This is a genomic window from Leifsonia sp. AG29, from assembly GCF_009765225.1.
Taxonomy (GTDB): Bacteria; Actinomycetota; Actinomycetes; order Actinomycetales; family Microbacteriaceae; genus Leifsonia.
The window spans coordinates 1339031-1362297 of record NZ_VMSF01000001.1; the positions used below are offsets into that span (position 1 = coordinate 1339031).

Here is a 23267-nt window from a genome sequence, read left to right on the forward strand (position 1 = left end):
GGCATAGACTTGACGGACGATGGATGAGGACGAATTCGACGACTACGACCGCGAGGTCGAGCTGGCCCTGTATCGCGAATACCGGGACGTCGTCTCGCAGTTCAAGTACGTGATCGAGACGGAGCGCCGGTTCTACCTCGCGAACGAGGTGGAGTTCGTCCGTCGCGACACCGAGCACGACTTCTACTTCGAGCTCACCATGAACGACGTCTGGGTCTGGGACGTCTACCGTGCCGACCGCTTCGTGAAGTCGGTGCGCGTGCTCACGTTCAAGGACGTCAACATCGAGGAGCTCTCGAGCAAGGAGTTCGAGCTCCCCAAGGAGCTCGCGCTCGACGAGTGACGCCGCGGATCCTCGCATCCGCGCCCCGTGCGCGCTGACCGCGCCCCTCCACAGTCGTAGCGCGTCCCGTCCTCGTCCACAGATTGCTTCACCGCACCGTTGAGGTCATCCCGCTGCCCGAGGCTGGGCTCGGGAGGCATTCATGGCTGAGAAAGACGAGTTGGGTCGCCGCGGCGAGGCTGTCGCGGCATCGTGGTTCGAATCGCGCGGGTATGTCGTGATCGACCGCAACTGGCGCACGCGGTCGGGAGAGCTCGACCTGGTCTTGCGGCAGGGCGCCACGACGGTGTTCGCGGAGGTGAAGACGCGGACCTCGGTCGCCTTCGGGCATCCGTTCGAGGCGATCACGCCGGCCAAGGCCGCACGGCTGCGGCGGCTCGCTGCGGAGTGGTGCAGCGCGCACCGGCCCGACGGGGACGTGCGGATCGACGCGGTCGCCGTGATCGACGCGTGGAGCGCGTCACCCTCCATCGAGCATCTCGCCGGGGTGGCGTGATGGCGCTGGCGCGTACCCATGCCGTCGCGCTCGACGGTGTTCGGGGCCACGTCGTGGAGGTCGAGGCCGACATCTCGGCGGGGCTGCCGGCGTTCGTGCTGATCGGACTCCCGGATGCGGCACTGGGGGAGTCCCGCAAGCGCGTCGGGTCGGCGGCCGTCAATGCCGGCTGTCCGCTGACGCAGCGGAAGCTCACGGTGAACCTGTCGCCGGCCGCGTTGCCCAAGCAGGGTTCCGCCTTCGACCTGGCGATCGCCGTGGCCGCCCTGGCGGCGGCCGGCGAGCTCCCTCCGGAGGCGGCGGCCGGCGTGGTGCACCTCGGAGAACTCGGACTCGACGGGCGGCTGCGTCCCGTACCGGGGATCCTGCCGTCGGTGGTGGCCGCGCGCGATGCCGGCTTCGCCCGCGTGGTGGTACCCCACGCCAACGCCCCGGAGGCCCGCCTCGTCGACGGCATCGAGGTGGTCGGCGTCGTCGGACTGCGGGAGACGGCGATCTTGCACGGAGCCCGGCTCGAGCCCGTCGACCTCGAGCCGGTGCCGTTGCCGGCGGTCGACAGCACCGACGAACCCGAGCCCGACATCGCCGATGTCGCCGGCAATGAGGAGGCGATCGAGGCGCTCGTGACGGCCGCCGCCGGCGGTCATCATCTCGCCATGGTCGGGCCGCCCGGCGCGGGCAAGACGATGCTCGCCCGTCGCCTCCCGTCCCTGCTTCCCGACTTGACGCCGCGCGAGGCCCTCGAGGCGACGAGCATCCGGTCGCTGGCCGGACTCGGGGTGGGCGGCTCACTCATCACCCGGCCACCGTACGAGGCGCCGCATCACACCGCGTCCGCGGTCTCGCTCGTGGGCGGCGGCAGCGGCCGGATCACGCCGGGTGCGATCGTGCGAGCGACGGGAGGTGTCCTCTTCCTCGATGAAGCAAGCATCGCCTAGTCACAACTTGTGCGCGCCCTTATGTTCGATACATTTCGATCATTTGGCGATACTGCGGGCATCGACTCTCGTCGACAGATTCGACGAAACGCCGAGCGTTCTTCATCTTGTGTCGGTGGTGTGCTCTATGGTATAGGCGTCCGAAATTAGTCGAACCCTGAGGAGGTTCCATGTCAGATCGGACCCGATGCCCGAAGTGTCATCGCGCGGTGGATACGCGCGGAGGCGTTCTCGGGATTCACCGGAACGCGGACGGTCGCCAGTGCGAAGGAGGAATGACCACGACCGCCCCAGCAACACCTAGCACCGTGGCAGGCAACCCTAGGCCCGCCCCGAAGGCACGTCGGCGAACCGTCGTGCCGTCATTCCGAGCGCCTTACCTCTCAGAGGAGGCGCTATCGCTTTTAAGTGAGGCGAAGCGGGCGGCGATCGAGGAGGACAGGAAGCGCCGCCGCCGCGAGTGGTACGAGAAACAACGGGCCGAGGCCGCCCGTTCGCTGGAGCACGCTCGCTTCCTCGCGAGCGGCTACCAGACGATCGAGGAGTACAGGCGGGCGCAAGAGCGAAGCGCCCGTGTGCTCGCCAGTATCGAGGCAGCGAAGGCGAAGTCGAAGGAGCTCTACGAGGCCGAGGCGGAGGCTCGGTGGGAGGCTGAGCGGCATCGCTTCGACGGCACCTTCGAGAAGCCGGAGAAGCCGAGCGCGCCGTCGAGGCCGGTCGTCTGGCGTGGCGGCTCGCCGGGACTGAACAAGAAGAAGCGCTAGACGCGGGAGGGGATCGGGGACCCGTTCGGCTTCGGCCGGGCGGGTCCTCTGCCGTGACCCGTGGAGGGCGAGGAGTTCCAGGGGGAGATCGTCGTCATTCAGCGGGAGACGTCGGCGAGCGCCGCGAGTAGCTCGGCCCTAACGTCCGCGAATCCGACGATCAGCTCGACGCACTCCGCGTCCGTAGCGCCGCCCTCCTGGGCCTCGACGAGCGCCCAGTAGGCCGCGTGTGCGCACGACTCCTCCAGCGGCTCCTCGGCCGGGCGCTGGGCGATACGGGCGCGAATCTCGTCGTGTGTCATGGCGCCGACGATACCAACGGCGCGCGGGCCGCGCTTGACCCCCGGAATGGGGCGCCCGGGTGCGAATTCGCGAGATTTCGCGCGACGCGCCGGGGCCTCCGTATAAGGGTTTACGTGGCGCGGATTCGGAGGCTCCGCGAACGTGTTTAACTTCTCAGGTCGGCGCCGTCGGGGCGCCGGGATCGAAGGAGAAGACTCATGCTTGAAGACGCCGCCCTTGCCGTGAACGCCCTGTTTGGCGACACGATCGACGACGCCGAGTTCGCCCGACTCGTTGACCTCGCCGTGACGGCGCTTATCGCCCGTCGAGCGTAGGCGCAGCCCCGGAGTAGGACTAGTACCCCGGGACCGCGAGGCGAGCCTAGCGCGAGACGCTGCGCGCCCCGCACAACGACGAAAGGCCCCCCAGTCGAGCGAGGAGCTCGGCCGGGGGGCCTTCGTGCGCGAGGCGAGCGCAGGGGATTTGTCAGAGCAGCACAGCGTTACTTCCTGATCGCTTGCTTCAGGCGCTGGGCGGAGCGGCGGAGCTCCTGCTCTGCCGTGAGTCCCTGCCCGCCGACCTGCGTGTACTCGAAATCGACGTAGGTGTCCCCGCCGCGTCCGGATGCTCCGAAGACGCCGCCCTCGGCGATGCCGAGAGCCGACGACGTCGGGACGTCCGGGATGGTCGGCTGGAGGACCGCCGAGGCGTCCTCGATCCGTCCGGCCATGTCCTCCAGGCCGAGAGCGAAGCCCTCGCCCGTGAACCGGCCGACCTCGCGGAAGACTCGCGAGGGCGAGTGAATCCCGAGGATGCCCTTCACGAGATCGACGGCGCCGCCGAAGAGGCCGCGGATCGTCTTCTCGACCCACTTCCAGGCGTTGTTCACGCCGTCGAGGAAGCCCTGGATCAGGTTCTTTCCGACGTCGAGAAGCCACTGTCCGGCGCCCGCGAGGACGCCCAGAATCTTCGAGCCGAGGCCGGAGAAGAAGTTGACGATCGAGTTGATCCCGTTCGAGACTCCCGAGACGATCCCGTTCCAGACTCCGGAGAGGAAGGAGCCGATCGCGTTCCACGTTGCCGACCACGCCGAGCTGATCGCGCCGAGGACGGCGGCGATCGTGCTCTGTACGGCGGCGATCTGCCCGGCGACGGTCGAGACGATCGCGTTCCAGGCTCCGCTGATGAAGGAGACGATCCCGTTCCAGACCGTCGCGGCGAAGCTCGCGATGTTGTTCCAGGTGTCGACGAGGAAGCTCGACACGGCCGCCCAGACGTCCTTGAAGAAGGTCGTCTGCGTTGCTACCCAGATGATCGCGGCGACGAGCGCGGCGACCGCCATAACGACGATGCCGATCGGGTTCGCGCTGAGGGCGACGTTCAGCACGGCCTGGATCGCTGCCCAGGCGCCGGTCGCGATCCGGACGATGCCCATAATGAGCTGGTAGGCCTGCATCGCGATGACGATGCCGCCGATACCCGCGGCGATCGCCGTCAGCCACGGGAGGTTGCCCGTGATCCAGCCAGTGAAGGCGGTCAGGGCCGGGAGTACGCCGGAAAGGACGCCCGAGAGGAGCTCGACGAACGTCGAGGAGACGGACGTCAGCGGCGGGAGGAGCGTGTTCAGCGCCGCGCTGAGGAGGCCGCCGACGGCGGTCGCGAGCTGCGCGAGCTGTGGCCCGGCCGCACGGACGACGAGGCTCAGCGGGGAGAAGGCGGAGGCGAGCTGGAGGACCTGCGGGATCAGACCGCCGAGCGATCCGGCGCCGGAGCTGAAGCTCTGGAAGAAGCCGGAGACGAACGTCGTCGCGCCGCTGATCCCGTCGGCGACGCCTCCGAGGAAGCCAGTAATCGCGGGCTTCGCGAAGGTAATCAGGCCCGACAGCGCCGTGACGGCGGAGGCCTGGAGGTTGCCGAGCGCGCCCTCGATCGTCGAGGTCGAGCGGGCCGCCGAGACGGCGACCGGGTCGAAGCCGAGCTTCAGGATCGCGTCGTTGAATTCCGTCGCGGTGATCTCGCCCTTCGCCATAGCGTCGCGGAAATTGCCCGTATAGGCGCCCGCTTCGAGGAGGGCTTGCTGGAGCTTTCCGGAGGCGCCGGGGATCGCGTCCGAGAGCTGATTCCAGTTCTCGGTCGTGAGCTTGCCCTGTCCCGCGGTCTGCGTCAGGACCATGCCGACGGACTTATACGTCTCGGCCGTTCCGCCCGCGATCGCGTTCAGGTTTCCGGCCGCCTCGGCGAGACGGTCGAAGCCCGGGACGCCGTTGGAGGCGAGCTGGGCCGTAATGTTCTGGATATCCGCGATGCCGTAGACGGTCTTGTTCGCGTAGTCCTGCGTCGACGCCGTCAGGGCCTTGATCTGACTATCTGCGATCCCGGCGAATTGGAGGGTCGAGCCGAACTTCTGCGTCGCGTCGGACGCCTGGGCGGCCTCGCGGATCAGACCGCCGAAGCTGACGGTCGCGAGGAGTGCGGCGGCGGGGGCCACGAAGCCCTTTAGGCCGCCGAGGAGGCCGCCGCCGACCTTCTGGCCGCCGTCGCGTCCGACCTTCTCGAAGTCGCTTCCGACCTCGCCCGAGAGGGCCTTCGAGAAGTCCTTCGCGGACGGGATGATGGTCAGCGTTGCGTAGCCGACATTGGACATGGGGCCTCCTACGGGTGCCTCGGCGCCGCTTGGTGGGCGCACGACAAAGCCCCGCCGTGCAGTACGGCGGGGCTAGTCGTTGGGTGGGTTAGGCGCGGGATCGCGCGGCAGCTCGACGGGCTGCTCGGTTCATGGGGGTTCGGCTTGCGAGGACGGTTCGGCCGGAGGCCTCTCCTGCCGCCTCGTGGAGCTGGGCGATCTCGGCGTCCGTCGGTGAGGTCGCCAGGAAGGCGGCGGCCTGCTCAGCGCCGAGGACGATCGCGAGGCCGCGCTTCAGTAGCGCGCGGAGGTCGTCAACGCGGTTGCCTGTACCGACGGCCGCGAGCTGCGCCACGAGATCAGGGGCGGCGTTGATCGTGTACTGGACGCCGCGGACGGTGGTCGTCGCGGAGTGCTCGAACAGTGGGGACATGGGTTGCTCCTGTCTGGATGGGGCTAGAAGGGTGCGTCGGGCTCGTCGTCGAGCTCGGGATCGTCGTCGGCGTTTATGGCAGCGAGCGCGGCCAGCTCTCCGCGGAGGCGCGCCTCGATCTCCGCGCGCTTGACGGCTGGGAGCTCGGCCATGAGCGCTAGAAGGGCGGCGCGAGCCAGACGCCGACGGTCGCGAGTCTGATCGGCGTTGAGGTCGGCGTAGTCGAGCGCCGAGTCGACGACCGCGCGCGGGGACCATCCGCCGACTGGCCGCTCGGGATGCCAGACGGGAAGGGCGCCGGAGCGATCTCGGGGCATGACGACGAGGACGCCTCGCTCGGCTGGGGCGGCAGCGGGACGCCTCACTTCGCGTACCTCGCTTGCGCCGCGCGGCGGCCTCGCTGCGAGTTGGTCATGGGGCCGGCTGTGGGCGGGACGAGACGGGCGAGGATGCTCGCCGACGCGGTACGGGCAAGTCGAGCCTCCGCGACCGCGGGATGGACGATCGTCTGTCCCATCGAGCCGAGCGCGACCATGCCCGCGGCGATGCTTACCTCGTCGAGGCGCTCCGCCGAGGAGTGAAGCGCTGCCGCCTGCTCCAGCGCGCCGAGCTCGGCTCCGGCGAGGTCCGGGCGCTGCTCGATCACGCTCAGGAAGAGGTCGCGAGCTCCGTCGGTCCAGTCGGCCGGGAGCTCCCAGGCGTCCGCCGTGGTGTGGGTGTCTGTCATGGGTGGGCCTTTCCAAAAAACGGAGCTCTACCGGCAGCCACAGGCAGGCGCTATGCCGAACCGATCGGGGAGGGACGGGGGAGAGGGGGGTCACCCCCCAGGGTCGGCGCCGGTAAGCGCTGGATGGTTGCGCCGATACCGGGTGCTCACGGATCATGAGCTATGGCTGTCGTCATCAAGTGCCCGACGTGCGGCGCTCAGGTGCGCGTGCTGCCCGAGGGTTTCGTCGAGGGACACCAGGCCGACGGCAAGCCGTGCTCGTTTACACGCACGGCGCACTCAGGGACTCGGCCACGGCTCCAGCTCACGGACGCGGACCGGGCGAAGTCGGAGCGACGCAAGGCCGCCCGCGCCGCCGAGCTCGCCGCCGTGAAGGCGAAGGCCGAGACGCGAGCGAAGAAGCCGCCGAAGCCACCGAAGCCACCGAAGCCGCCCGTCCAGAAAGAAGAGTGCCCGGTCTGCGGGCGGGTGGTCACCCGGAAGAAGCAAGGCCCCCTGGTGGCTCACACGAAGCCGACCTCGGGCCGGTGGTGCAAGGGCGGCGATACGCCGACGGATGCGCAGCGGGCGCGGAACGCGAAGCGCCGGAGCGTGTGGACAGTCGGCGCTGGACTGCCCACACTCGGGCGGCGCTAGCGCTCGTCGCGCTTCGGCGCTCTCCGTTTCGCGCGCGGCCGGTGACCGTCGTTGTAGGCGACGCGCGGGCGAGGACCCGACGCGGGCAGCCAGGCGCCGCAGCCGCACGCGCAGCCGACGAGCCAGGCGGACGACGAGAGCGCCGCCTGGGCCGTGCCCCGCGCAGCGGCGAAAGGCGCTCGGACCTTCGAGGCGACGGCGCGCTTCTGCTTCCCAGCTCGCGCGAGCTCGGCGGGCGTCGCCGACGGATTCGCGTCCTTCTCGGCGCGGGCCGCGGCGAGGTTGCGCTCTAGGAGGGCGTCGTAGAGGCGAGCCTCCCGGCCCTGATCCGAAAGCGCCAGCCACTCGGAAAGGGACAGGTCGCCGAGAATCCAGGCGCCGACGCGGCTCGCCGCCTTGTCGGGGCGCGTCATGTGGCGGAAGCGCCGGACGCCGTCGCGGCTGTAAGCGACGACCTCCGCGCGCTCGGCTGCGGAGAGGGTGATGTTCGTGTGTGCGTTCATGGGTTGCGGGTGTCCATCCCGCGGCGCGGCCTGTAGAGCTCGCGCCCGTAGGTGGGCGGCCGGGTGCGGTCCGGCCGGTTAGTGTCAGGCGCCGAGGAAGTACTTCCAGGCGGCGAGGAAGACGCCGACGACGCCGGTCAGGGCGCCGAGAGCGACGAGGACGAGGACGGTCGCGCCGATCGCACGCCCGACGAGGTAGCTCCGGACGCGACGGCCGACGCCACGCTCGCGAGCGATGATCTCGGCGAAGCGGGCGTCGACGTCGTCCGGGCTCAGAGGTCCCATTCGTCCAGGAGCGGGAACGGTTCGGCGCCGCCTTCGTACTCCGTGCCGTCGGCGTTCACGGCGGGGACGTAGAGGGTGCCGTCGATCAGGTTCGGCGTCGAGCTCACCCGCGTACCGCCAGGGCGAGAGCTCGGGCCTCGGCGAGGTCAGCCCGGGAGGCCTTCTGCTCGGCGATCATGCTCGCGTACAGCGCTTCGGGCTGGACGCCCCGCGCCTCCGCCTTCCGGGTCACGCGTCGTCGGGTCTGAGCGTCGTTCTCGGCCAGAGTCGCCGGGAAGGGAGCTCGCTCCATGACTCCGTCTACGAGATCGGAGATCGCCTGGCGGTTCATGCCTTCTCCTGTCCGGCGAGCGCTTCAACCGCCTTGACGTCGAAGCCGTCGATCATCGCCTCGTAGTAGCTCTCTGCGGTCTGGCGGGTGCCTGTGAGCGGGCCGTAGACGCGCCGCTCCCATGGGCGGCCGGGCGAGCCAGCCTTCGCGTAGGCATCCTGGCGAGCAGCCACAGCTTTGCCGAGTTCGGTCCACGCCGCCTTCAGGCGTTCGTGTGCCTCCAGGGCGACGGGAGCCATGAGGCGCTCCCGTACGGGGCGGAGCTCGGGCTCGTGGGCGGCGTCGTCGAACTTCTTCAGCGCGGCTAGAGCGCGGGCGGCCTGACGCTCCGCCGCGCGACGGGCGTCCAGTACCTTCAGCCTCGCGTCGTCAACGTCATCGATCCGCACGCCGGGACGGCGCTTCGGCGAACCGTCCTCGTCCCGTCCCTCGAACAGCGCGATCCTCGCGTTCTCCGCGGCGCTGAGCTGTGCCCGCAACTCGGCGCCCTTGACGTTCTCCGCCTGCCATGCCGCGTGAAGTTCGGCGAGCTCCGGGACGGCGCTAACGAGCTCCATCGGCGGCTGCGAGACGGTGGGACGGTAGAAGGCCTGGCCGCCGCCGTGGTTGTAGCGCGACGAGTCCTGACTCGGCCGGGGCTCGCGGCGCAGGGCTTCGCGCTCGGCCTGCTCGGCCTTGCGCCGCTCGGCGTCGGCCGCGAGCGACTCTCGCATGGCGGCAGAGATCGAGCGCTCCATCGCGAGAGCTTGCTGGGTGTCGCTCTCGGGTCGAGATTCACTCATGGGTACTTCCTTTCAAATGGCGCCGGGCGGGACTGCCTGGCGAGGACTGAGGGAGCGCTCAGCGCTCAGGGAGGACGCGGCGGGCCTCGGCGAGGATCGTGTCGAGCTCGCGCTCTGGGGCGCCCTCGATCACAGCTCGCGTGAGGCGGCGGAGGAGGTCGGCGCCGACACGGCGGAGCTCGGCGTCGGCGGCTCGTGCGGCGGCGGCGCGATGTGCGTCTCGGCAGAAGCGCGAGTCGATCCGCGATGCCTCGTAGGGCTTGCCGCAGTGGTCGCACGCTCGGGTGAATACGGCCATGACGGCCCCCTTTCACTAGGCGAACGTTCGCGTAGTTCGCAAAAGAGAAGCGGCCCGCCGAAGCCGACGGGCCGAAGTAGAGGGCGCGTGTCCCTGTGAGCCGCTCAGGAGTCGACTCACGCGCGCCCGACGCAGACGAACCCCTTCGCCGCGTCGCTCCGCCACTCAGAGGGCAGGAGCTCGGCGCTCAGAACGCGCCGACAGGATGGGCCTTCTGGCCTCACTAGTAGAGAGGGCCGGGGTTACGCGGAAGAGGCCTCCTTTCGGGCCTGATAGGCGGCGGAGTCACAGGCCCGGCAGTAGCGCCGGAGCCCGACTGGATCGCGGGAGTCGCGGGAGAACGCTCCGAGGGGCTTCCGCTCTCGGCAGCGCTCACAGGTTCGGCCGCTCTCGCCCTGGAGCTGGCGGAGGCGCCGGACCGCCGAGGCGACGAGGTCTTCGTCGTACTCGGCGGCCAGGCGTGCGACGCTCTCCTCGGCGGCCGTGAAGGTGGGTTCCATATTCTGTGAGAGGGCCAGGAGGCAGAATCGGCTCGGACGACTTCGCGGGGGCGGGCGCCGCCCTGAAGTGCGAAAGGTGACGATGTGACGGAACTTGCGTCACTTTCTATTACCTGTACTAGGAGTCACTCACTAGTAGCGGGAATGGAAAGTGACGCAAGTTCCGTCACAACGTCACCTTTGAGCCCTCCCAGGGGCGTTCGCGGGCCGTTTACACGGCTTCGGCGTCGTCGTAGTCGACTTCGAAGCCGTGATCGGCGTTCCACATCAGGCGCACGCGTTCGCCGTCGAGCGGCGCTCGGGTGCCGTTACGGACGCTCCGCTCGACGACGACGCCCGTAATCACCTGTCGCAGGTGGTCCCGGCGAGAGTCCAGATCGTCGCCGAGCTCGGCCCAGACTTCTGCGAGAGTCCGGCCTGTCGGACGAAGCTCGATCTCGGTTGTCGAGGAAAGCTCGCGGAGCGCCGTCCGTCGGGCCTTCAGCTCGTCGAGCTGGCGGAGCAAGCTCATGCCGTCGGCGCCGTCGCGCCCCATCGCCGTGGTGACGTCCTGGATCGCCATTGAGACGTCCCTAAGCTGCTGTGCGACGTCCGGCGCGATGACTCGTTCGATCCGCTCCAGCTCAGGGTGTGATCCTGCCGCGCGCAGGAAGGCCGCCTCGACGTACTCCTCCAGTCGATCGACCCGAACGGTCGCGGGGGCCACGCAGGGCGCAAGTACGTAGCCCTTCTGGGCGCACCGGAAGAAGAGTTCGTCCTGACCGTTCCGGCTCCGCTTCTGCGCGTAGAGCTTGCCGCCGCACCCGGCGCAGCGGGCGACGTTCGTCAGCCATGACACGGTTCGTCGCGGCTGCACCCGGCCGACGCGGGGGAGACGGGCCTGGAGCTGGGCGTAGGTGTCGAAGTCGAGGATCGGCTCCCAGCGCTGGATCGGGAGCCCAGCCTCGTCGACGACCGTCCGCGTCTCGAACTTCGGGCGACCGTCGGCGCCGAGGACAGGCTGACCGTCCGTGCCTCGGATCGCCTGCTTCTGCGTTGTCCGGCCGATCAACGTGTCCGATCGCCATAGGTTGCGGACAGTCGTCACGCGCCATGCGCCGCGGTCGAGTCCGTCCATCGGCGCCCCGGCCTGCCGAGCTCGCCGTGCGGGGCTTTGCGGCGTAGGCACGCCCTCGGCGTCGAGCCAGAGCGTCGCCTTCGTCAGAGTCTCGCCAGCGATAACGCGCTCGGCAACCTCGCGGACGATGTGCGCTTCGTACTCGTCGATAGCGAGCGCCTTTCCCGGGCCGTGCGGATTTGGTACTGGACGGTAGCCGAAGGGGGCTCGGCCGCCGAGGAAGCGCTGATCCTCGGGCGCCGTCTTGCTCAGGTGCGCGGCCCGAGCTGCCAGGATTCGAGCTGACGTGTTCTCGGCCTCCATCGCTGCGACCTCTGCGAGCACAGACGCGATGATTCTCCAGGCGGGCTGATCTGAGCGAAGGCCGTCCTTCTTCGCGTAGAAGAGCGCCGTCTTCCGCTCGCGCATGACCTCGATCAGGTCGGCGACCGCGCGAAGGCCCTGGCGGCTCCAGCGGTCGAAGGCCCAGACAAGTAGAGTGTCGGCGGCGCCGCTACGGAGCATGTCGAGCGCGCGAGTAGCCTCGGCGCGCTCCTTCGTGCCGCTCTTGCCGTCGTCCGTGATGACGTCGACGACGTCCCAGCCTTCGAGCTCGCAGAGTTTCTCCAGGTCGCGGCGCTGGCGCTCCAGCGAAACGCTCTCCTCGGTCGTGCGGCTGATTCGGCAGTAGAGGACGGCTCGGCGTCGGGCGGGGGTGCTCATGCTCCGAGTGTATCTAGGTGATACTCGACGAAGCAGCCGAATTCCCGCCGGCGGTGCTCGACGCCCTGCGGCAGCCGCTCGAGTCGGGCAGCATCACCGTGCACCGGGCCCGCGGCACCGCGACCTTCCCTGCGCGGTTCCAGCTCGTCCTCGCCTCCAATCCGTGCCCGTGCGGCCGCTGGGGTTCCGCCGACGAGGAGTGCACCTGCACGCCGATCGTCCGGCGGCGCTACCTGGCGCGCCTGTCCGGACCGCTGCTCGACCGGGTGGATGTGCGTCTCACCGTTCGCCGGCTCGGAATCGGAGCGCTCCGCTCGGCGGCCGACCGGCCCGCCGGCCGCACCAGCGCCGAACTCCGCGAGCGTGTGCTCCAGGCTCGCCAGGCCGCCGCGGAGCGTCTCGCGACCACGCCCTGGTCCAGGAATTCGGAGGTCGCCGGGACGTGGCTGCGGTCCGGGGATCACCGGTTGGGGTCCGCAGTGCTGGCGCCGATCGACCGGGCGCTCGACCGAGGCGGCATCACCATGCGCGGCTACGACCGGACCCTCCGCCTCGCGTGGACGCTCGCCGACCTCGACGGGGTGTCGAGCCCCGGAATCGACCACGTCGGCCGAGCCCTGTTCCTCCGTCGGGGGATCGGCGCATGAGCGGGGCGTTCCTCGGGGTCCCGCACGACGAGATGCGGCGAGCGCTCGCCCGGGTCACCGCGCCGACCGACCCGGAGCCCGGGTCGGACGACGCCGTGCTGGACGTCTTCTCCGACGCTCACCAGGAGGAGATCGAGGAGGTGTTCGCCCGGGTGGCGCTGGCGACCTGCGTCGAGCCCGGCGACGCCGACGCGGGAGGTCTCGTCGCGGCCGTGGGTGCGCGCACGGCCCTCCAGGCGCTGGTGGAGGGGTGGGATCCAGAGCGGACTCTCCGTTCCGGTGACGAGCCGTCGCACGGCAGAGGGCGCGCCCGGCTCGATGCGGCGCTCGCGCGGTGGAGACCCCGGCTCACCTCTGGCGCGCCGTTCCGTGCTCTGGAGTCCGCCGCGGCGCTCGGAGCGTCGCTCCTCCATCCGGCGTCCCGGCACTGGCCTGACCGGCTCTCCTCGCTGGGGCCGGGCGGCCCCCTCCTGCTCTGGGTGCGGGGAGACGCCCGGCGGCTCGTCGGTCTCGAACGGTCCCTGTCCGTGGTCGGGGCACGGGCCGCGACCGGCTACGGCGAGCATGTCGCCCTCGAATCCGCAGCCGCGCTGAGTGACCTCGGGTTCGCCATCGTTTCCGGCGGCGCGTACGGGATCGACGGCTGCGCACATCGAGCGACCCTCGCCAGCGGCGGTGTGACCGTCGCCGTCCTGGCAGGCGGAGTCGACCGCCTCTACCCGGCCGGGCACTCCGAGCTGCTCCGCCGGATCGCCGACGAGGGGGTGCTGCTCGCGGAGTCGCCGTGCGGATCGACACCCACCCGCTGGAGATTCCTCATGCGCAACAGGATCATCGCCGCGCTGAGCGGCGCGACCGTCGTCATCGAGGCGGGTGCCCGATCGGGATCGCTCAACACGGCCGGCCACGCCGCAGAACTCGGGCGACCCCTGGGGGCCGTGCCCGGTGCGATCACGTCGCCGTCCTCGGCAGGCTGCCACCGGCTCATCCGCGAGTACGCGGCCGTCTGCGTGACCACGCCGCAGGAGATGGCCGAGCTCGCCGGTCCGGTGGGCAGCCTCCCTCCGGAGAACCCGCCCGACGACGGCGCTGCCTCATCGAGCGAGGCGAGCGGCTACGAATTCGGCTCGCCGCAGCACCGGGTGCTGCTCGAACTGACGACACGCCGACCGCGCACAGCCGACGAGCTCGTGGCCCGCACCGGCCTGCCGTTCGCGGTGGTCGCCTCCACCCTCGGCCGGCTCGACGCCGACGGGCAAGCGGTGGAGGGGAGCCGCGGCTGGGTCCTTCCCGCAAGGGCCCGCACCGCGTGAGCAGTCGGCGTGCACCGAGAGTCGCTCCCGAGGACATCGCGCTCGCTGCGAGAAGCTGGGCCCGTGGAACTGCGGGAGGCGATCGAGGCGTACGCGCGCCACCTGCGCATCGAGCGCGGGTACTCGCCGCAGACCGTGCGAGCGTACCGCTCCGACCTGGCCGCGCTCGCCGCGTTCGCCGAAGCGCGGCAGGTCCGCACGAGCGGCGACCTCACCCTCGACCTGTACCGGGATTGGCTGTGGCGCGCCTCCCAGGACGGCCTGGCGAAGGCGACCCTGGCGCGACGCTCCGCCACCGTCCGAGGGTTCAGCGCCTGGCTTGTGCGCAGCGAAGCGGAAGCGTCCGACCCGGCGGCCCGCCTCAGGGCTCCGAAAGCCGACAAGACCCTTCCGCGCGTGCTCACCCGGCAGCAGATGGACGGAATCCTCGGCGCACTGGAGACGGCGGCCGGGGAGGGGGAGCCCGGCGCGCTGCGCGACGTCGCGGTCATCGAGCTCCTCTACGCCGCCGGAGTCCGGGTCTCCGAGCTCACCGGTCTCGATGTCGACGACCTCGACCTCGACCGGCTCACGATCCGCGTCGTCGGAAAGGGTGCGAAGGAGCGGACCGTGCCGTTCGGGGTCCCTGCCCGGCGTGCCGTCCTCGCGTACCTCGACCGCGGCAGGCCTGCGCTCGCCGTCCCGGGATCCGGGCCAGCGCTCTTCCTCGGCGCGCGCGGCCGACGGCTCGGGACCAGGGCGGTCTACGAACTGGTCGCCCGTCTCCTTTCCGGTGTGCCCGGCGGAGGACCGGCCGGACCGCACGCGCTCCGGCACACCGCGGCGACCCACCTGCTGGACGGAGGCGCCGACCTGCGTGCCGTCCAGGAGCTTCTCGGTCACGCGAGCCTGGGCACGACCCAGATCTACACCCACGTCTCGGCGGAACGGCTCAAGGAGAGCTACCGCCTCGCGCACCCGAGGGCCTGACGCCTCGAGGGAGCAGGACCGACCGCGGAACCCGGTCGAAGAACAACAGCGGCGAGACCTAGGCGCCGTCGACCCGCACGCCGACGTGCACGCAGCCATCGCAGTGGCCGCCCAGGGCGAGGACACCGATCGGGTCGCCACGGGCGACGGGGGTGCCGACCTCCACCGACCCCGTGACGGGCTCGTAGCTCGAGAGGACGCCGCCGCCGTGGTCCAGCGTCACGACGGGCCGATCCACGACGACACCCCCGAAGCGGACCACGGCGTCCGCGGGGGCGAGCACCTGCTCGCCCGGCTCGGCGGCGAGGTCCACGCCCCGATGCCCGGGACCGTAGCGCGAGGCGGGTGCCGTGTACGGCTTCACCAGACGGACCTTCTCGACCGGCCATCGCCACGCGGGTGCGGCACCGTGCGGGACGGCTGCCGACGCGACGGTCTGGACCGGCGCGATGGTCCGCGCCGGCGCGAGCGTCTCGCCGGCCTGCGGGCTGGCGAGCGCCACCGACGCGACGACCAGCGCGTGCAGCCTCCGCCTCCAGACTCCCACCGTCGCCCCCTCCGAATCAGGTCGGTCACCGTCGCCTCCACACTCGCTCGAGCCGGCAGCGCGATGCGGGGGGCAATCCGGAGTCGTGGACAAGGGCCGAAGGCCGGACTCCTGTGCACAGACCCCGGGTTCCGTGCCTGGGCCGTTTCGGTACCGCGCAAGCGGGCGTACCGTGTGCATCGCCCTCTTCCGCCGAAGCCGGCATCCGGGAGGGACGCACAATCGAAAAGGGATGTCATGACTGAAGAACGCCGGGGGACGACCGACACGACCGAGGAGAACGCTCCGCGCCCGACCGCTGCGATGCGCCGGAGGGTCACCGGCCTCGCGATCGCGGCGGCCGTCGGAGGTTTCCTGTTCGGTTTCGATTCCTCCGTCATCAACGGTGCGGTCGACTCGATCCAGCACAACTTCGCGCTCAACGCGGTCGTCACCGGGTTCATCGTGGCCGTCGCGCTGCTCGGCTGCGCGGTCGGCGCCTTCATCGCGGGCCGCCTGGCCGACCGCTGGGGCCGGCTGAAGGTGATGCTGCTCGGGGCCGTGCTGTTCCTCGCGAGCTCGATCGGCGCCGGCCTCGCCTTCTCGGCGTGGGACCTCGGGTTCTGGCGCATCATCGGCGGCCTGGGCATCGGCATCGCCTCGGTCGTCGCCCCCGCCTACATTGCCGAGATCTCCCCGCGCCAGTCGCGCGGGCGCCTGGCGTCCCTCCAGCAGCTCGCCATCACCATCGGCATCTTCGTGGCCCTGCTCTCCGACGCCCTGCTCGCGGGCATCGCGGGCTCAGCCTCCAAGGAGCTCTGGCTCGGCCTCGAGGCGTGGCGCTGGATGTTCCTCGTGGGGGTCATCCCGTCCGTGGTCTACGGTGTGCTTGCGCTCACCCTGCCCGAGTCGCCGCGGTTCCTCCTCGCGACCGGGCGGCACGACGACGCGCGCCGGATCTTCGCGACCATCGTCCCCGAGGGCGACGTCGACCGGCAGATCGCCGACATCGAGCGCGCCATCGAGGAGGACAAGGAAGGGGAGAAGGCGACCCTGTTCGGCAACCGGCTCGGCCTGAAGCCGATCGTCTGGATCGGCATCATCCTCTCGGTGTTCCAGCAGTTCGTCGGCATCAACGTGATCTTCTACTACTCGACGACGCTGTGGCGGGCGGTCGGCTTCACCGAGAGCAACTCCCTCCTCATCACCGTGATCACCTCGGTGACGAACGTCGTCGTGACCGTCGTCGCCATCCTCCTGGTCGACCGGGTGGGGCGCCGCCCGATCCTGCTCACCGGCTCGGTGGGCATGGCCGTCTCGCTCGGCGTGATGTCGTTGTCGTTCGCGTTCGCCGTGACGAAGGCCGGAGCGGTGTCGCTGCCGAACCCCTGGGGGCCGATCGCCCTCATCGCGGCCAATATCTTCGTCATCTGCTTCGGCGCGTCGTGGGGCCCGCTCGTCTGGGTCCTCCTGGGGGAGATCTTCCCGACGCGGATCCGCGGCAAGGCGCTCGGGGTGGCGGCGGCCGCCCAGTGGATCGCCAACTTCCTGGTGACGGTCTCGTTCCCGCCCATGGCCGCGTTCTCCCTCCCGTTCACCTACGGCATGTACGCGGTGTTCGCTGCCCTGTCGTTCTTCTTCGTGTTCTTCAAGATCCCGGAGACCAACGGCATGGCGCTCGAGCACGCCGAGACGCTGTTCCGGGAGGCGGGAGGCCGTGCCCGCGGCGTCCAGGTGCGATCGTCGGGCGAGACCATCCCGCGTCGCTGAGCGCCGCCTCTTCCTGATAGAATTCATGGAGCACTCCGCTTGTCGGAGTGACTACGCGTGCCCGCAGGCCCTCCACGAGGGCGGGGCGCACATCCACCGGTCTCCCTCCGCTTCGCACGGTCGCGTGCGGCGCACGGGGAGCGGATGCGCGCGGGGCACCAGGAGCGTCGGCCGCCGGCCGCCGCAGACAACCGTGAACAGAAGGAGAACGGCAATGGCCGTCGTCACCATGCGCCAGCTGCTCGACAGCGGCGTCCACTTCGGGCACCAGACCCGCCGCTGGAACCCGAAGATGAAGCGCTTCATCCTCACCGAGCGCTCGGGCAGCTACATCATCGACCTGCAGCAGTCCCTCGCGTACATCGACAAGACGTACGACTTCGTCCGCGAGACGGTCGCCCACGGCGGCACCATCCTCTTCGTCGGCACGAAGAAGCAGGCTCAGCAGGCGATCGCCGAGCAGGCGACCCGTGTCGGCCAGCCCTACGTCAACCAGCGCTGGCTGGGCGGTCTGCTGACCAACTTCCAGACCGTGTCCAAGCGCCTCGCCCGCATGAAGGAGCTCGAGGAGCTCGACTTCGAGGGCACCACGAGCGGCTTCACCAAGAAGGAGCTGCTCATCAAGAAGCGCGAGCTCGACAAGCTGCACAAGTCGCTCGGCGGCATCCGCAACCTGTCGAAGACCCCGAGCGCTCTCTGGGTGGTCGACACCAAGAAGGAGCACCTCGCGATCGACGAGGCGAAGAAGCTGGGCATCCCGGTCATCGCCATCCTCGACACCAACTGCGACCCGGACGAGGTCCAGTACCCGATCCCGGGCAACGACGACGCGATCCGCTCCGTCTCGCTCCTCACCCGCATCGTCGCCGACGCCGCGGCCGAGGGTCTCATCCAGCGCCACCAGAAGCCCGAGGAGGGCGCCGAGCCGGCCGAGCCGCTCGCCGAGTGGGAGCAGGAGCTCCTCCAGCAGTCGTCCGACGAGGTCCAGGCGAGCGCCGAGACCGAGAAGGCCGCCGACGCCGACCTCGCCGAGGCCAAGGCGGACTCCGCCGAGGTCGTCGCCGAGGGCGAGGCCGACGCCGCCGCGTCCGAGTAATCCGCCGCACCGCTTCAGAAGTCTTCGAGACAGAAGGTTCCAGTCAGAACAATGGCAAACATCAGCATCGCCGACATCAAGGCTCTCCGCGAGCAGCTCGGCACCGGAATGGTCGACACCAAGAAGGCCCTCGAGGAGGCCGACGGCGACATCGAGAAGGCCACCGAGATCCTGCGCCTCAAGGGCGCGAAGGGCAACGCGAAGCGCGCCGACCGCTCCACCAGCGAGGGGCTCGTCGCGGCCAAGGAGAACGGCAACGGCACGGCCACGATGATCGAGCTCGCCTGCGAGACCGACTTCGTCGCCAAGGGCGAGAAGTTCATCGCCCTCGCCGACAAGGTCCTCGACGCCGTCGCGGCCTCGGGCGCGGCGACCGTCGAGGACGGCCTCGCGGCCTCCGCCGGCGGCCAGACCGTCGCCGAGCTCATCGGCGACGAGGCGGCGATCCTCGGCGAGAAGGTCGAGCTCCGGCGCGTCGCCGTCGTGACGGGCGAGCACTTCGCGATCTACCTGCACAAGACCTCCAAGGACCTGCCCCCGCAGGTCGGTGTCGTGGTCGGCTACGCCGGCGACGACGCGGAGACCGCCCGCAGCATCGCGCAGCACATCTCGTTCGCCAACCCGACCTACCTCACCCGCGAGGACGTCCCGGCCGAAGAGGTCGAGAACGAGCGTCGCATCGTCGAGGAGATCTCGCGCAACGAGGGCAAGCCCGAGGCTGCGCTCCCGAAGATCATCGAGGGTCGCCTCGGCGCCTACTTCAAGCAGGTCGCCCTCCTCGAGCAGGAGTACGCCCGCGACAACAAGCTGACCATCAGCCAGGTGCTCAAGGACTCGGGGCTCACCGTTTCCGGCTTCGCCCGGTTCAAGGTCGGCGCCTGATCCACGCGTGAAGGAGTCCGGATCGTCTCGTACGATCCGGACTCCTTTTGCGTGCCGAGACCTGCGCGGCACCGGACCCACGCACTAGCTTTAACCGAAACACACCTCACGGAAGGACCCATACACGCATGTCGGGAGCAACAGAGAGCCGTCCAGGACAGCGACGCCGGGTCCTTCTGAAACTGTCCGGCGAGGCGTTCGGAGGCGGCCAGCTGGGCGTCAACCCCGACATCGTCAGCAGCATCGCCCGCGAGATCGCGCAGGCCGCCGAGGACGTGGAGATCGCGATCGTCGTGGGCGGCGGGAACTTCTTCCGCGGCGCTGAGCTCTCACAGCGGGGCATGGACCGTGGGCGGGCCGACTACATGGGCATGCTCGGCACAGTCATGAACTCGCTCGCCCTGCAGGACTTCCTCGAGCAGGCCGGAGCGGAGACCCGCGTCCAGTCGGCCATCGAGATGACCCAGGTCGCCGAACCGTACATCCCGCGCCGCGCCGAGCGTCACTTGGAGAAGGGACGAGTCGTCATCTTCGGTGCGGGCGCGGGGCTGCCGTACTTCTCGACCGACACCGTCGCCGCCCAGCGCGCCCTCGAGATCAACGCCGACGTCGTGCTCGTCGCCAAGAACGGCGTCGACGGCATGTACGACGACGACCCGCGCACCAACCCCGCGGCGCGGAAGATCGATCAGATCAGCCACCAGGAGGCGCTGCAGCAGAACCTGAAGGCGGTGGACAGCACGGCGCTCAGCCTCTGCATGGACAACGGGATGCCGATGCGCATCTTCGGGATCGAGCCCGCGGGCAACGTCACCGCGGCCCTCCTCGGCGCCGAGATCGGCACCCTGCTCGGCTGAGCGCGTCCGCGTACCGGAACGGTTCGTGCACCGGGCGCCCCGGCGCCCGGCCATAGACTAGAGAACGATTGATCGATCTGAAGGAGAAACCGTGATCGCGGATGTGATTTCCGACGCCCGTCAGCGCATGAGCAAGACCGTCGACGCGGCAAGGGAGGATTTCGGCACCGTGAGCGCGGGCCGCGCCAACCCGGCTCTCTTCCAGAAGGTCCTCGTCGACTACTACGGGTCTCCGACCCCGCTGGCCCAGCTGGCCGGGCTCCAGAACCCGGAGGCCCGGGTCCTGCTCGTGACGCCCTACGACAAGTCGGCGCTCAAGGAGATCGAGAAGGCCATCGTCACCATGCCGAACCTCTCGGCCAACGTCGGCAACGACGGGGAGATCGTGCGGGTGACGCTTCCCGAGCTGACAGAGGACCGCCGCAAGGAGTTCGTCAAGATCGTGCGCGGCAAGGGCGAGGACGCCAAGGTCGCGCTGCGCAACATCCGGCGCAAGGCCAAGGACGAGCTCGACGCGCTGAAGGGCGAGGTCGGCGACGACGAGCTCGCTCGTGGCGAGAAGGAGCTCGAGACGATCACGCGCACGCACGTCGACGCCGTGGACGAGGCCCTGAAGCGCAAGGAAGCGGAACTCCTCGAGGTCTAGCCGATGAGCGACGACAGCAGTCCCGGCGCTGCGGCTCCGCCGCCTGCGGGACCGGGGGAGCGGCGGGGGTCGCACGAGCACAGGGAGCGCCTGTCGCGCGCCGATCTGCGCGCCCAGGTGCAGGCGACGCGAGCCGACTTCGAGCGCCAGGTGCAGGTGCGGAAGGCGCAGCTCGACGCGACGAACGAGAGGATCGCCCAGCGCACCGGGCGCAACCTCATCCTCGCGATCGTGATCGGCCTCGCCGCGGGAGCTGTCGTCGTCGTGAGCCTGATCTTCATCAAGGAGCTCTTCCTGGTGTTCGGGGTGGCGATCGCGGGCTTCGCGTCGTTCGAACTCGCCCAGGCGTTCCGCGGGGCGGGAAAGCGGGTACCCCGGATCCCGACCGTGGCCGGCGCCGTGGGGATCGTCCCGGTGACGTTCTACTTCCATGCCGGCGGTCAGTTGGTCGCGCTCTCGGCCGCCGTCGTGCTCGTCGTCCTGTGGAGGCTGGCTGAGCAGTTTGCGCCCGGGGTTCGCCGCGGGGGGAGCGCGCTCGCGCGCGACCTCACCTGGAGCGTCCTCGTCCAGCTGTACGTCTCCCTGCTCGCCAGTTTCGTCATCCTGCTCCTCGCCGAGAACGGCGGGGAGTGGTGGGTGCTCGGGTTCCTGATCGTCGTCGTCGCCGTCGACACCGGCGCCTACGTCAGCGGGCTCACCTGGGGGCGCCATCCGATGGCGCCCACGATCAGTCCCAAGAAGACCTGGGAGGGATTCGCCGGGGCGGCCGCCGCCTCCATCATCGCCGGCGTGCTGGTCTCGCTCTTCATGGTCGGCCGCCCGTGGTGGTTCGGCGTCCTGTTCGGCATCGTCCTCCTCCTCACCGCGACGACGGGCGACCTGGCGGAATCGCTGATCAAGCGCGACCTCGGCATCAAGGACATGAGTTCGTGGCTCCCCGGGCACGGCGGCTTCCTCGACCGGCTCGACTCGATCCTCCCGTCGGCCGCCGCGACCTACGTGCTCTTCCTGATCTTCCGATGACACAATGGGGGAGTGAGCACCTTCCCCCGCAGCCCCCGCTCGAAGCCCGGCTACGACGCGGAGCAGGTCGACGAGTTCCTCCGGCAGGCCCGGCGCGCTTACGATGGCGACGCGACGGCAGCGGGCGCTCTCACGGCTGCCGACATCCGTCACACCGCCTTCTCGATGGCCAAGGGCGGCTACTCGACCTCGCACGTCGACGCCGCGCTGGAGCGGCTGGAGGACGCCTTCGCGGCCCGCGAGCGGGAGGCGCTCCGCGCCCAGAAGGGCGACGCCGCATGGTTCGAGGAGGCGCGGACGACCGCTCAGGTCATCCTCAACCGTCTCGACCGCCCCGCGGGTCGGCGTTTCGACCGGGTGAGCCTGCTCACGCTCGGCTACAACCGCCAGGAGGTGGACCGCTTCACGAACCGGCTGGTCCGCTACTTCCAGGACGGCCGGCCCATGAGCGTCGACGAGGTGCGCACCGTGACGTTCCGCGAGCAGCGGGGCGGGTATCGCGAGGTCCAGGTCGATCTGCTGCTCGACAGCGTCACCGATGTGATGCTGGCTGTTCGCTGAATGAGGGGGGCCTTTCTTGGGTTTCGGCCAGAAGTCCGTTATCGTTCTGTGATCGTGGGTAGACGAGAAGCAGCAGAGATTGTTCCGCTGACCCCGGCCAACCCGGTCGGCGTCGCGTTCCGGCGATCCCGGCGTCCGCACATCCGGTCGCGCGCCCTCCTTCTGAGCTTCGCCTTCACGGCGGCGGTGGGCTTCGCGCTGGTCAACGTGGTCGACCCGTTCTCGGGCTCGACGGCCACGCCCGCCTACGCGGCCGAGGCGCAGGCCATCCCGACCACGGCACGGTACGACGGCGCGCCGACGCAGTCGCTGACCGCGCCCGACGCCTCCGGTCTCACCGTCACCCGCGAGGCCGTCACCGTGACACCCAAGCCGACGCCGACCCCGACGCCGACGCCGACTCCCAGCCCGACGAAGTCGTCGAGCTCCGGGTCCGGTTCCGGTGGAGGATCGAGCGCCGCAGCCCCGTCCGCCCCGATCCCGAGCCCGGGCACGGCGCAGGCGATCGCGTACCAGATGGTGAAGGACCGCGGCTGGGGTGACGACCAGTACAGCTGCCTCGTCTCCCTCTGGAACCGCGAGTCCGGGTGGCGCGTGAACGCCTCCAACCCCAGCGGTGCATACGGGATCCCCCAGGCGCTGCCCGGCAGCAAGATGGGTCCGGGGTGGCAGACGGACGCCACCGTGCAGATCAACTGGGGCCTCGGGTACATCGCCGGTCGCTACACGAACCCCTGCGGTGCGTGGGCTCACTCGCAGTCGACAGGCTGGTACTGAGTCCCTTCTGGTCGGAGGAGCGCCTCCTCTCGCGGCCCCGGCATGGCCGGGAGTGCTCGAATAGACTGGATTCATGCCGCGCAGCAACCGACCCCGAGGCCGTCATGGTCACGGGCGCCGCGAGGAGCAGCGGCCGCAGCCGTTGGAGCGCCTCCTCAGCGGATGGCGTCGCACGGAGGTGCGCCGGGGCGTCGAATGGAACGTTCAGCCCGTCTCGGCCGCCCAGGCCGCGAAGGAGTACAGCTGCCCGGGATGCGGTCGAGAGATCGGGCCCGGAGTAGCGCACATCGTCGCATGGCGGGCGGACGGCGTTTTGGGCGACGCCGCGGACCTGGCCGGCCGGCGCCACTGGCACGAAGCCTGCTGGCGCCTCGCATGAACCCGCAGCCGGACCGCGGGGCGGACACGACAGGAGCACGACCGCAGTGACGACCGAACCC

At 69.9% G+C, this 23267-nt stretch carries 29 protein-coding genes; 17 read left to right on the top strand and 12 right to left on the bottom strand.

What is annotated here, in order from left to right:
• Positions 1-19: 19 nt before the first annotated feature.
• The 4 genes from FPT20_RS06505 (at position 20) to FPT20_RS06520 (ending at position 2541) form a co-directional block, all read left to right on the top strand.
• Positions 20-343, top strand: a complete 324-nt coding sequence (locus FPT20_RS06505; RefSeq protein ID WP_018190696.1) for a DUF2469 family protein — start codon at positions 20-22, stop codon at positions 341-343.
• A 142-nt stretch (positions 344-485) separates the two neighbouring features.
• Positions 486-839 (top strand): YraN family protein, encoded by a 354-nt coding sequence (locus FPT20_RS06510; protein WP_158863706.1) that lies wholly within the window; start codon positions 486-488, stop codon positions 837-839.
• Entirely contained in the window at positions 839-1777 is a 939-nt protein-coding gene (locus tag FPT20_RS06515) for a YifB family Mg chelatase-like AAA ATPase (protein ID WP_158863708.1), read from the top strand. Before FPT20_RS06510 ends, FPT20_RS06515 begins: the two co-directional genes overlap by 1 nt.
• A 275-nt stretch (positions 1778-2052) precedes the next feature.
• Entirely contained in the window at positions 2053-2541 is a 489-nt protein-coding gene (locus FPT20_RS06520) for a hypothetical protein (protein ID WP_158863710.1), read from the top strand.
• A 98-nt stretch (positions 2542-2639) separates the two neighbouring features.
• On the opposite strand, the gene FPT20_RS06525 is transcribed toward FPT20_RS06520, so the two are convergent.
• From FPT20_RS06525 to FPT20_RS06545, 5 genes are all read right to left on the bottom strand, one after another.
• Entirely contained in the window at positions 2640-2843 is a 204-nt protein-coding gene (locus FPT20_RS06525) for a hypothetical protein (protein WP_158863712.1), read from the bottom strand.
• A 482-nt stretch (positions 2844-3325) separates the two neighbouring features.
• On the bottom strand, positions 3326-5467 hold the full coding sequence (locus tag FPT20_RS06530; RefSeq protein ID WP_158863714.1) for a tape measure protein: 2142 nt from the start codon (positions 5465-5467) through the stop codon (positions 3326-3328).
• Between the two features lie 88 nt (positions 5468-5555).
• Complete coding sequence (locus FPT20_RS06535; RefSeq protein WP_158863716.1) at positions 5556-5879, bottom strand: hypothetical protein; 324 nt, start codon at positions 5877-5879, stop codon at positions 5556-5558.
• A 23-nt stretch (positions 5880-5902) separates the two neighbouring features.
• Positions 5903-6196, bottom strand: a complete 294-nt coding sequence (locus FPT20_RS06540; RefSeq protein ID WP_158863717.1) for a hypothetical protein — start codon at positions 6194-6196, stop codon at positions 5903-5905.
• Between the two features lie 44 nt (positions 6197-6240).
• On the bottom strand, positions 6241-6606 hold the full coding sequence (locus tag FPT20_RS06545) for a hypothetical protein (RefSeq protein WP_158863719.1): 366 nt from the start codon (positions 6604-6606) through the stop codon (positions 6241-6243).
• Between the two features lie 162 nt (positions 6607-6768).
• Between FPT20_RS06545 and FPT20_RS06550 the strand changes: the two genes are divergently transcribed.
• Positions 6769-7242, top strand: a complete 474-nt coding sequence (locus FPT20_RS06550) for a hypothetical protein (protein ID WP_158863722.1) — start codon at positions 6769-6771, stop codon at positions 7240-7242.
• On the opposite strand, the gene FPT20_RS06555 is transcribed toward FPT20_RS06550, so the two are convergent.
• The 6 genes from FPT20_RS06555 to FPT20_RS06580 all read right to left on the bottom strand — a co-directional run bounded on the left by FPT20_RS06555 (position 7239) and on the right by FPT20_RS06580 (position 11760).
• Complete coding sequence (locus FPT20_RS06555; protein ID WP_158863723.1) at positions 7239-7745, bottom strand: hypothetical protein; 507 nt, start codon at positions 7743-7745, stop codon at positions 7239-7241. The two genes, FPT20_RS06550 and FPT20_RS06555, sit on opposite strands and share 4 nt — an antisense overlap.
• 84 nt (positions 7746-7829) lie before the next feature.
• Entirely contained in the window at positions 7830-8030 is a 201-nt protein-coding gene (locus FPT20_RS06560) for a hypothetical protein (RefSeq protein WP_158863725.1), read from the bottom strand.
• Between the two features lie 103 nt (positions 8031-8133).
• Positions 8134-8361 (bottom strand): hypothetical protein, encoded by a 228-nt coding sequence (locus FPT20_RS06565; RefSeq protein WP_158863727.1) that lies wholly within the window; start codon positions 8359-8361, stop codon positions 8134-8136.
• Entirely contained in the window at positions 8358-9143 is a 786-nt protein-coding gene (locus FPT20_RS06570; RefSeq protein WP_158863729.1) for a hypothetical protein, read from the bottom strand. The genes FPT20_RS06565 and FPT20_RS06570 overlap by 4 nt, the downstream gene beginning before the upstream one ends.
• 58 nt (positions 9144-9201) lie before the next feature.
• Positions 9202-9441 carry a hypothetical protein gene (locus FPT20_RS06575; protein ID WP_158863731.1) on the bottom strand — a complete coding sequence of 80 codons (240 nt, stop codon included), beginning with the start codon at positions 9439-9441 and terminating at the stop codon, positions 9202-9204.
• Positions 9442-10152: 711 nt separating this feature from the next.
• On the bottom strand, positions 10153-11760 hold the full coding sequence (locus FPT20_RS06580; protein ID WP_158863733.1) for a recombinase family protein: 1608 nt from the start codon (positions 11758-11760) through the stop codon (positions 10153-10155).
• 17 nt (positions 11761-11777) lie between these two features.
• On the opposite strand from FPT20_RS06580, the gene FPT20_RS06585 reads away from it, so the two are divergent.
• The 3 genes from FPT20_RS06585 (at position 11778) to FPT20_RS06595 (ending at position 14689) form a co-directional block, all read left to right on the top strand.
• Entirely contained in the window at positions 11778-12407 is a 630-nt protein-coding gene (locus FPT20_RS06585) for an ATP-binding protein (protein WP_158863735.1), read from the top strand.
• Entirely contained in the window at positions 12404-13720 is a 1317-nt protein-coding gene (gene dprA / locus FPT20_RS06590; RefSeq protein ID WP_233265416.1) for a DNA-processing protein DprA, read from the top strand. The genes FPT20_RS06585 and dprA overlap by 4 nt, the downstream gene beginning before the upstream one ends.
• 63 nt (positions 13721-13783) lie before the next feature.
• Entirely contained in the window at positions 13784-14689 is a 906-nt protein-coding gene (locus FPT20_RS06595; RefSeq protein WP_158863737.1) for a tyrosine recombinase XerC, read from the top strand.
• 58 nt (positions 14690-14747) lie between these two features.
• Here the strand turns inward: FPT20_RS06595 and FPT20_RS06600 are convergent, their stop codons facing one another.
• Positions 14748-15236, bottom strand: a complete 489-nt coding sequence (locus tag FPT20_RS06600) for a murein hydrolase activator EnvC family protein (RefSeq protein WP_233265417.1) — start codon at positions 15234-15236, stop codon at positions 14748-14750.
• Between the two features lie 303 nt (positions 15237-15539).
• On the opposite strand from FPT20_RS06600, the gene FPT20_RS06605 reads away from it, so the two are divergent.
• The 9 genes from FPT20_RS06605 to FPT20_RS17950 all read left to right on the top strand — a co-directional run bounded on the left by FPT20_RS06605 (position 15540) and on the right by FPT20_RS17950 (position 23206).
• Complete coding sequence (locus FPT20_RS06605; protein ID WP_233265623.1) at positions 15540-16985, top strand: sugar porter family MFS transporter; 1446 nt, start codon at positions 15540-15542, stop codon at positions 16983-16985.
• Positions 16986-17199: 214 nt separating this feature from the next.
• Positions 17200-18081, top strand: coding sequence for a 30S ribosomal protein S2 (rpsB, locus tag FPT20_RS06610; RefSeq protein WP_158863743.1), 882 nt, complete (start codon positions 17200-17202; stop codon positions 18079-18081).
• Positions 18082-18132: 51 nt separating this feature from the next.
• Positions 18133-18963: a translation elongation factor Ts gene (gene tsf / locus FPT20_RS06615; RefSeq protein WP_158863745.1), complete on the top strand. Its 831-nt coding sequence runs from the start codon at positions 18133-18135 to the stop codon at positions 18961-18963.
• A gap of 128 nt (positions 18964-19091) precedes the next feature.
• On the top strand, positions 19092-19820 hold the full coding sequence (pyrH, locus tag FPT20_RS06620) for a UMP kinase (protein ID WP_158863747.1): 729 nt from the start codon (positions 19092-19094) through the stop codon (positions 19818-19820).
• Between the two features lie 91 nt (positions 19821-19911).
• Positions 19912-20466, top strand: coding sequence for a ribosome recycling factor (gene frr / locus FPT20_RS06625; protein WP_158863749.1), 555 nt, complete (start codon positions 19912-19914; stop codon positions 20464-20466).
• A gap of 3 nt (positions 20467-20469) precedes the next feature.
• The gene (locus FPT20_RS06630) at positions 20470-21489 is read left to right on the top strand and encodes a phosphatidate cytidylyltransferase (protein WP_158863752.1); all 1020 of its coding nucleotides are present in this window, start codon (positions 20470-20472) and stop codon (positions 21487-21489) included.
• A gap of 12 nt (positions 21490-21501) precedes the next feature.
• Complete coding sequence (locus FPT20_RS06635) at positions 21502-22050, top strand: DivIVA domain-containing protein (protein WP_158863754.1); 549 nt, start codon at positions 21502-21504, stop codon at positions 22048-22050.
• Positions 22051-22104: 54 nt separating this feature from the next.
• The gene (locus FPT20_RS06640; RefSeq protein ID WP_233265418.1) at positions 22105-22827 is read left to right on the top strand and encodes a lytic transglycosylase domain-containing protein; all 723 of its coding nucleotides are present in this window, start codon (positions 22105-22107) and stop codon (positions 22825-22827) included.
• A gap of 73 nt (positions 22828-22900) precedes the next feature.
• Positions 22901-23206, top strand: coding sequence for a hypothetical protein (locus tag FPT20_RS17950; RefSeq protein ID WP_233265419.1), 306 nt, complete (start codon positions 22901-22903; stop codon positions 23204-23206).
• Positions 23207-23267: the final 61 nt, after the last annotated feature.

Coding starts and splice junctions, on each gene's coding strand:
- FPT20_RS06555 (WP_158863723.1), bottom strand. CDS start 7,745: ATGAACGCACACACGAACATCACCCTCTCCGCAGCCGAGCGCGCGGAG.
- FPT20_RS06560 (WP_158863725.1), bottom strand. CDS start 8,030: ATGGGACCTCTGAGCCCGGACGACGTCGACGCCCGCTTCGCCGAGATC.
- FPT20_RS06505 (WP_018190696.1), top strand. CDS start 20: ATGGATGAGGACGAATTCGACGACTACGACCGCGAGGTCGAGCTGGCC.
- pyrH (WP_158863747.1), top strand. CDS start 19,092: ATGTCGGGAGCAACAGAGAGCCGTCCAGGACAGCGACGCCGGGTCCTT.
- FPT20_RS06530 (WP_158863714.1), bottom strand. CDS start 5,467: ATGTCCAATGTCGGCTACGCAACGCTGACCATCATCCCGTCCGCGAAG.
- FPT20_RS06545 (WP_158863719.1), bottom strand. CDS start 6,606: ATGACAGACACCCACACCACGGCGGACGCCTGGGAGCTCCCGGCCGAC.
- FPT20_RS06580 (WP_158863733.1), bottom strand. CDS start 11,760: ATGAGCACCCCCGCCCGACGCCGAGCCGTCCTCTACTGCCGAATCAGC.
- FPT20_RS06575 (WP_158863731.1), bottom strand. CDS start 9,441: ATGGCCGTATTCACCCGAGCGTGCGACCACTGCGGCAAGCCCTACGAG.
- FPT20_RS06510 (WP_158863706.1), top strand. CDS start 486: ATGGCTGAGAAAGACGAGTTGGGTCGCCGCGGCGAGGCTGTCGCGGCA.
- dprA (WP_233265416.1), top strand. CDS start 12,404: ATGAGCGGGGCGTTCCTCGGGGTCCCGCACGACGAGATGCGGCGAGCG.
- FPT20_RS06565 (WP_158863727.1), bottom strand. CDS start 8,361: ATGAACCGCCAGGCGATCTCCGATCTCGTAGACGGAGTCATGGAGCGA.
- FPT20_RS06535 (WP_158863716.1), bottom strand. CDS start 5,879: ATGTCCCCACTGTTCGAGCACTCCGCGACGACCACCGTCCGCGGCGTC.
- FPT20_RS06515 (WP_158863708.1), top strand. CDS start 839: ATGGCGCTGGCGCGTACCCATGCCGTCGCGCTCGACGGTGTTCGGGGC.
- FPT20_RS06520 (WP_158863710.1), top strand. CDS start 2,053: ATGACCACGACCGCCCCAGCAACACCTAGCACCGTGGCAGGCAACCCT.
- FPT20_RS06605 (WP_233265623.1), top strand. CDS start 15,540: ATGCGCCGGAGGGTCACCGGCCTCGCGATCGCGGCGGCCGTCGGAGGT.
- FPT20_RS06550 (WP_158863722.1), top strand. CDS start 6,769: ATGGCTGTCGTCATCAAGTGCCCGACGTGCGGCGCTCAGGTGCGCGTG.
- tsf (WP_158863745.1), top strand. CDS start 18,133: ATGGCAAACATCAGCATCGCCGACATCAAGGCTCTCCGCGAGCAGCTC.
- rpsB (WP_158863743.1), top strand. CDS start 17,200: ATGGCCGTCGTCACCATGCGCCAGCTGCTCGACAGCGGCGTCCACTTC.
- FPT20_RS06525 (WP_158863712.1), bottom strand. CDS start 2,843: ATGACACACGACGAGATTCGCGCCCGTATCGCCCAGCGCCCGGCCGAG.
- FPT20_RS06570 (WP_158863729.1), bottom strand. CDS start 9,143: ATGAGTGAATCTCGACCCGAGAGCGACACCCAGCAAGCTCTCGCGATG.
- FPT20_RS06630 (WP_158863752.1), top strand. CDS start 20,470: ATGAGCGACGACAGCAGTCCCGGCGCTGCGGCTCCGCCGCCTGCGGGA.
- FPT20_RS17950 (WP_233265419.1), top strand. CDS start 22,901: ATGCCGCGCAGCAACCGACCCCGAGGCCGTCATGGTCACGGGCGCCGC.
- FPT20_RS06540 (WP_158863717.1), bottom strand. CDS start 6,196: ATGCCCCGAGATCGCTCCGGCGCCCTTCCCGTCTGGCATCCCGAGCGG.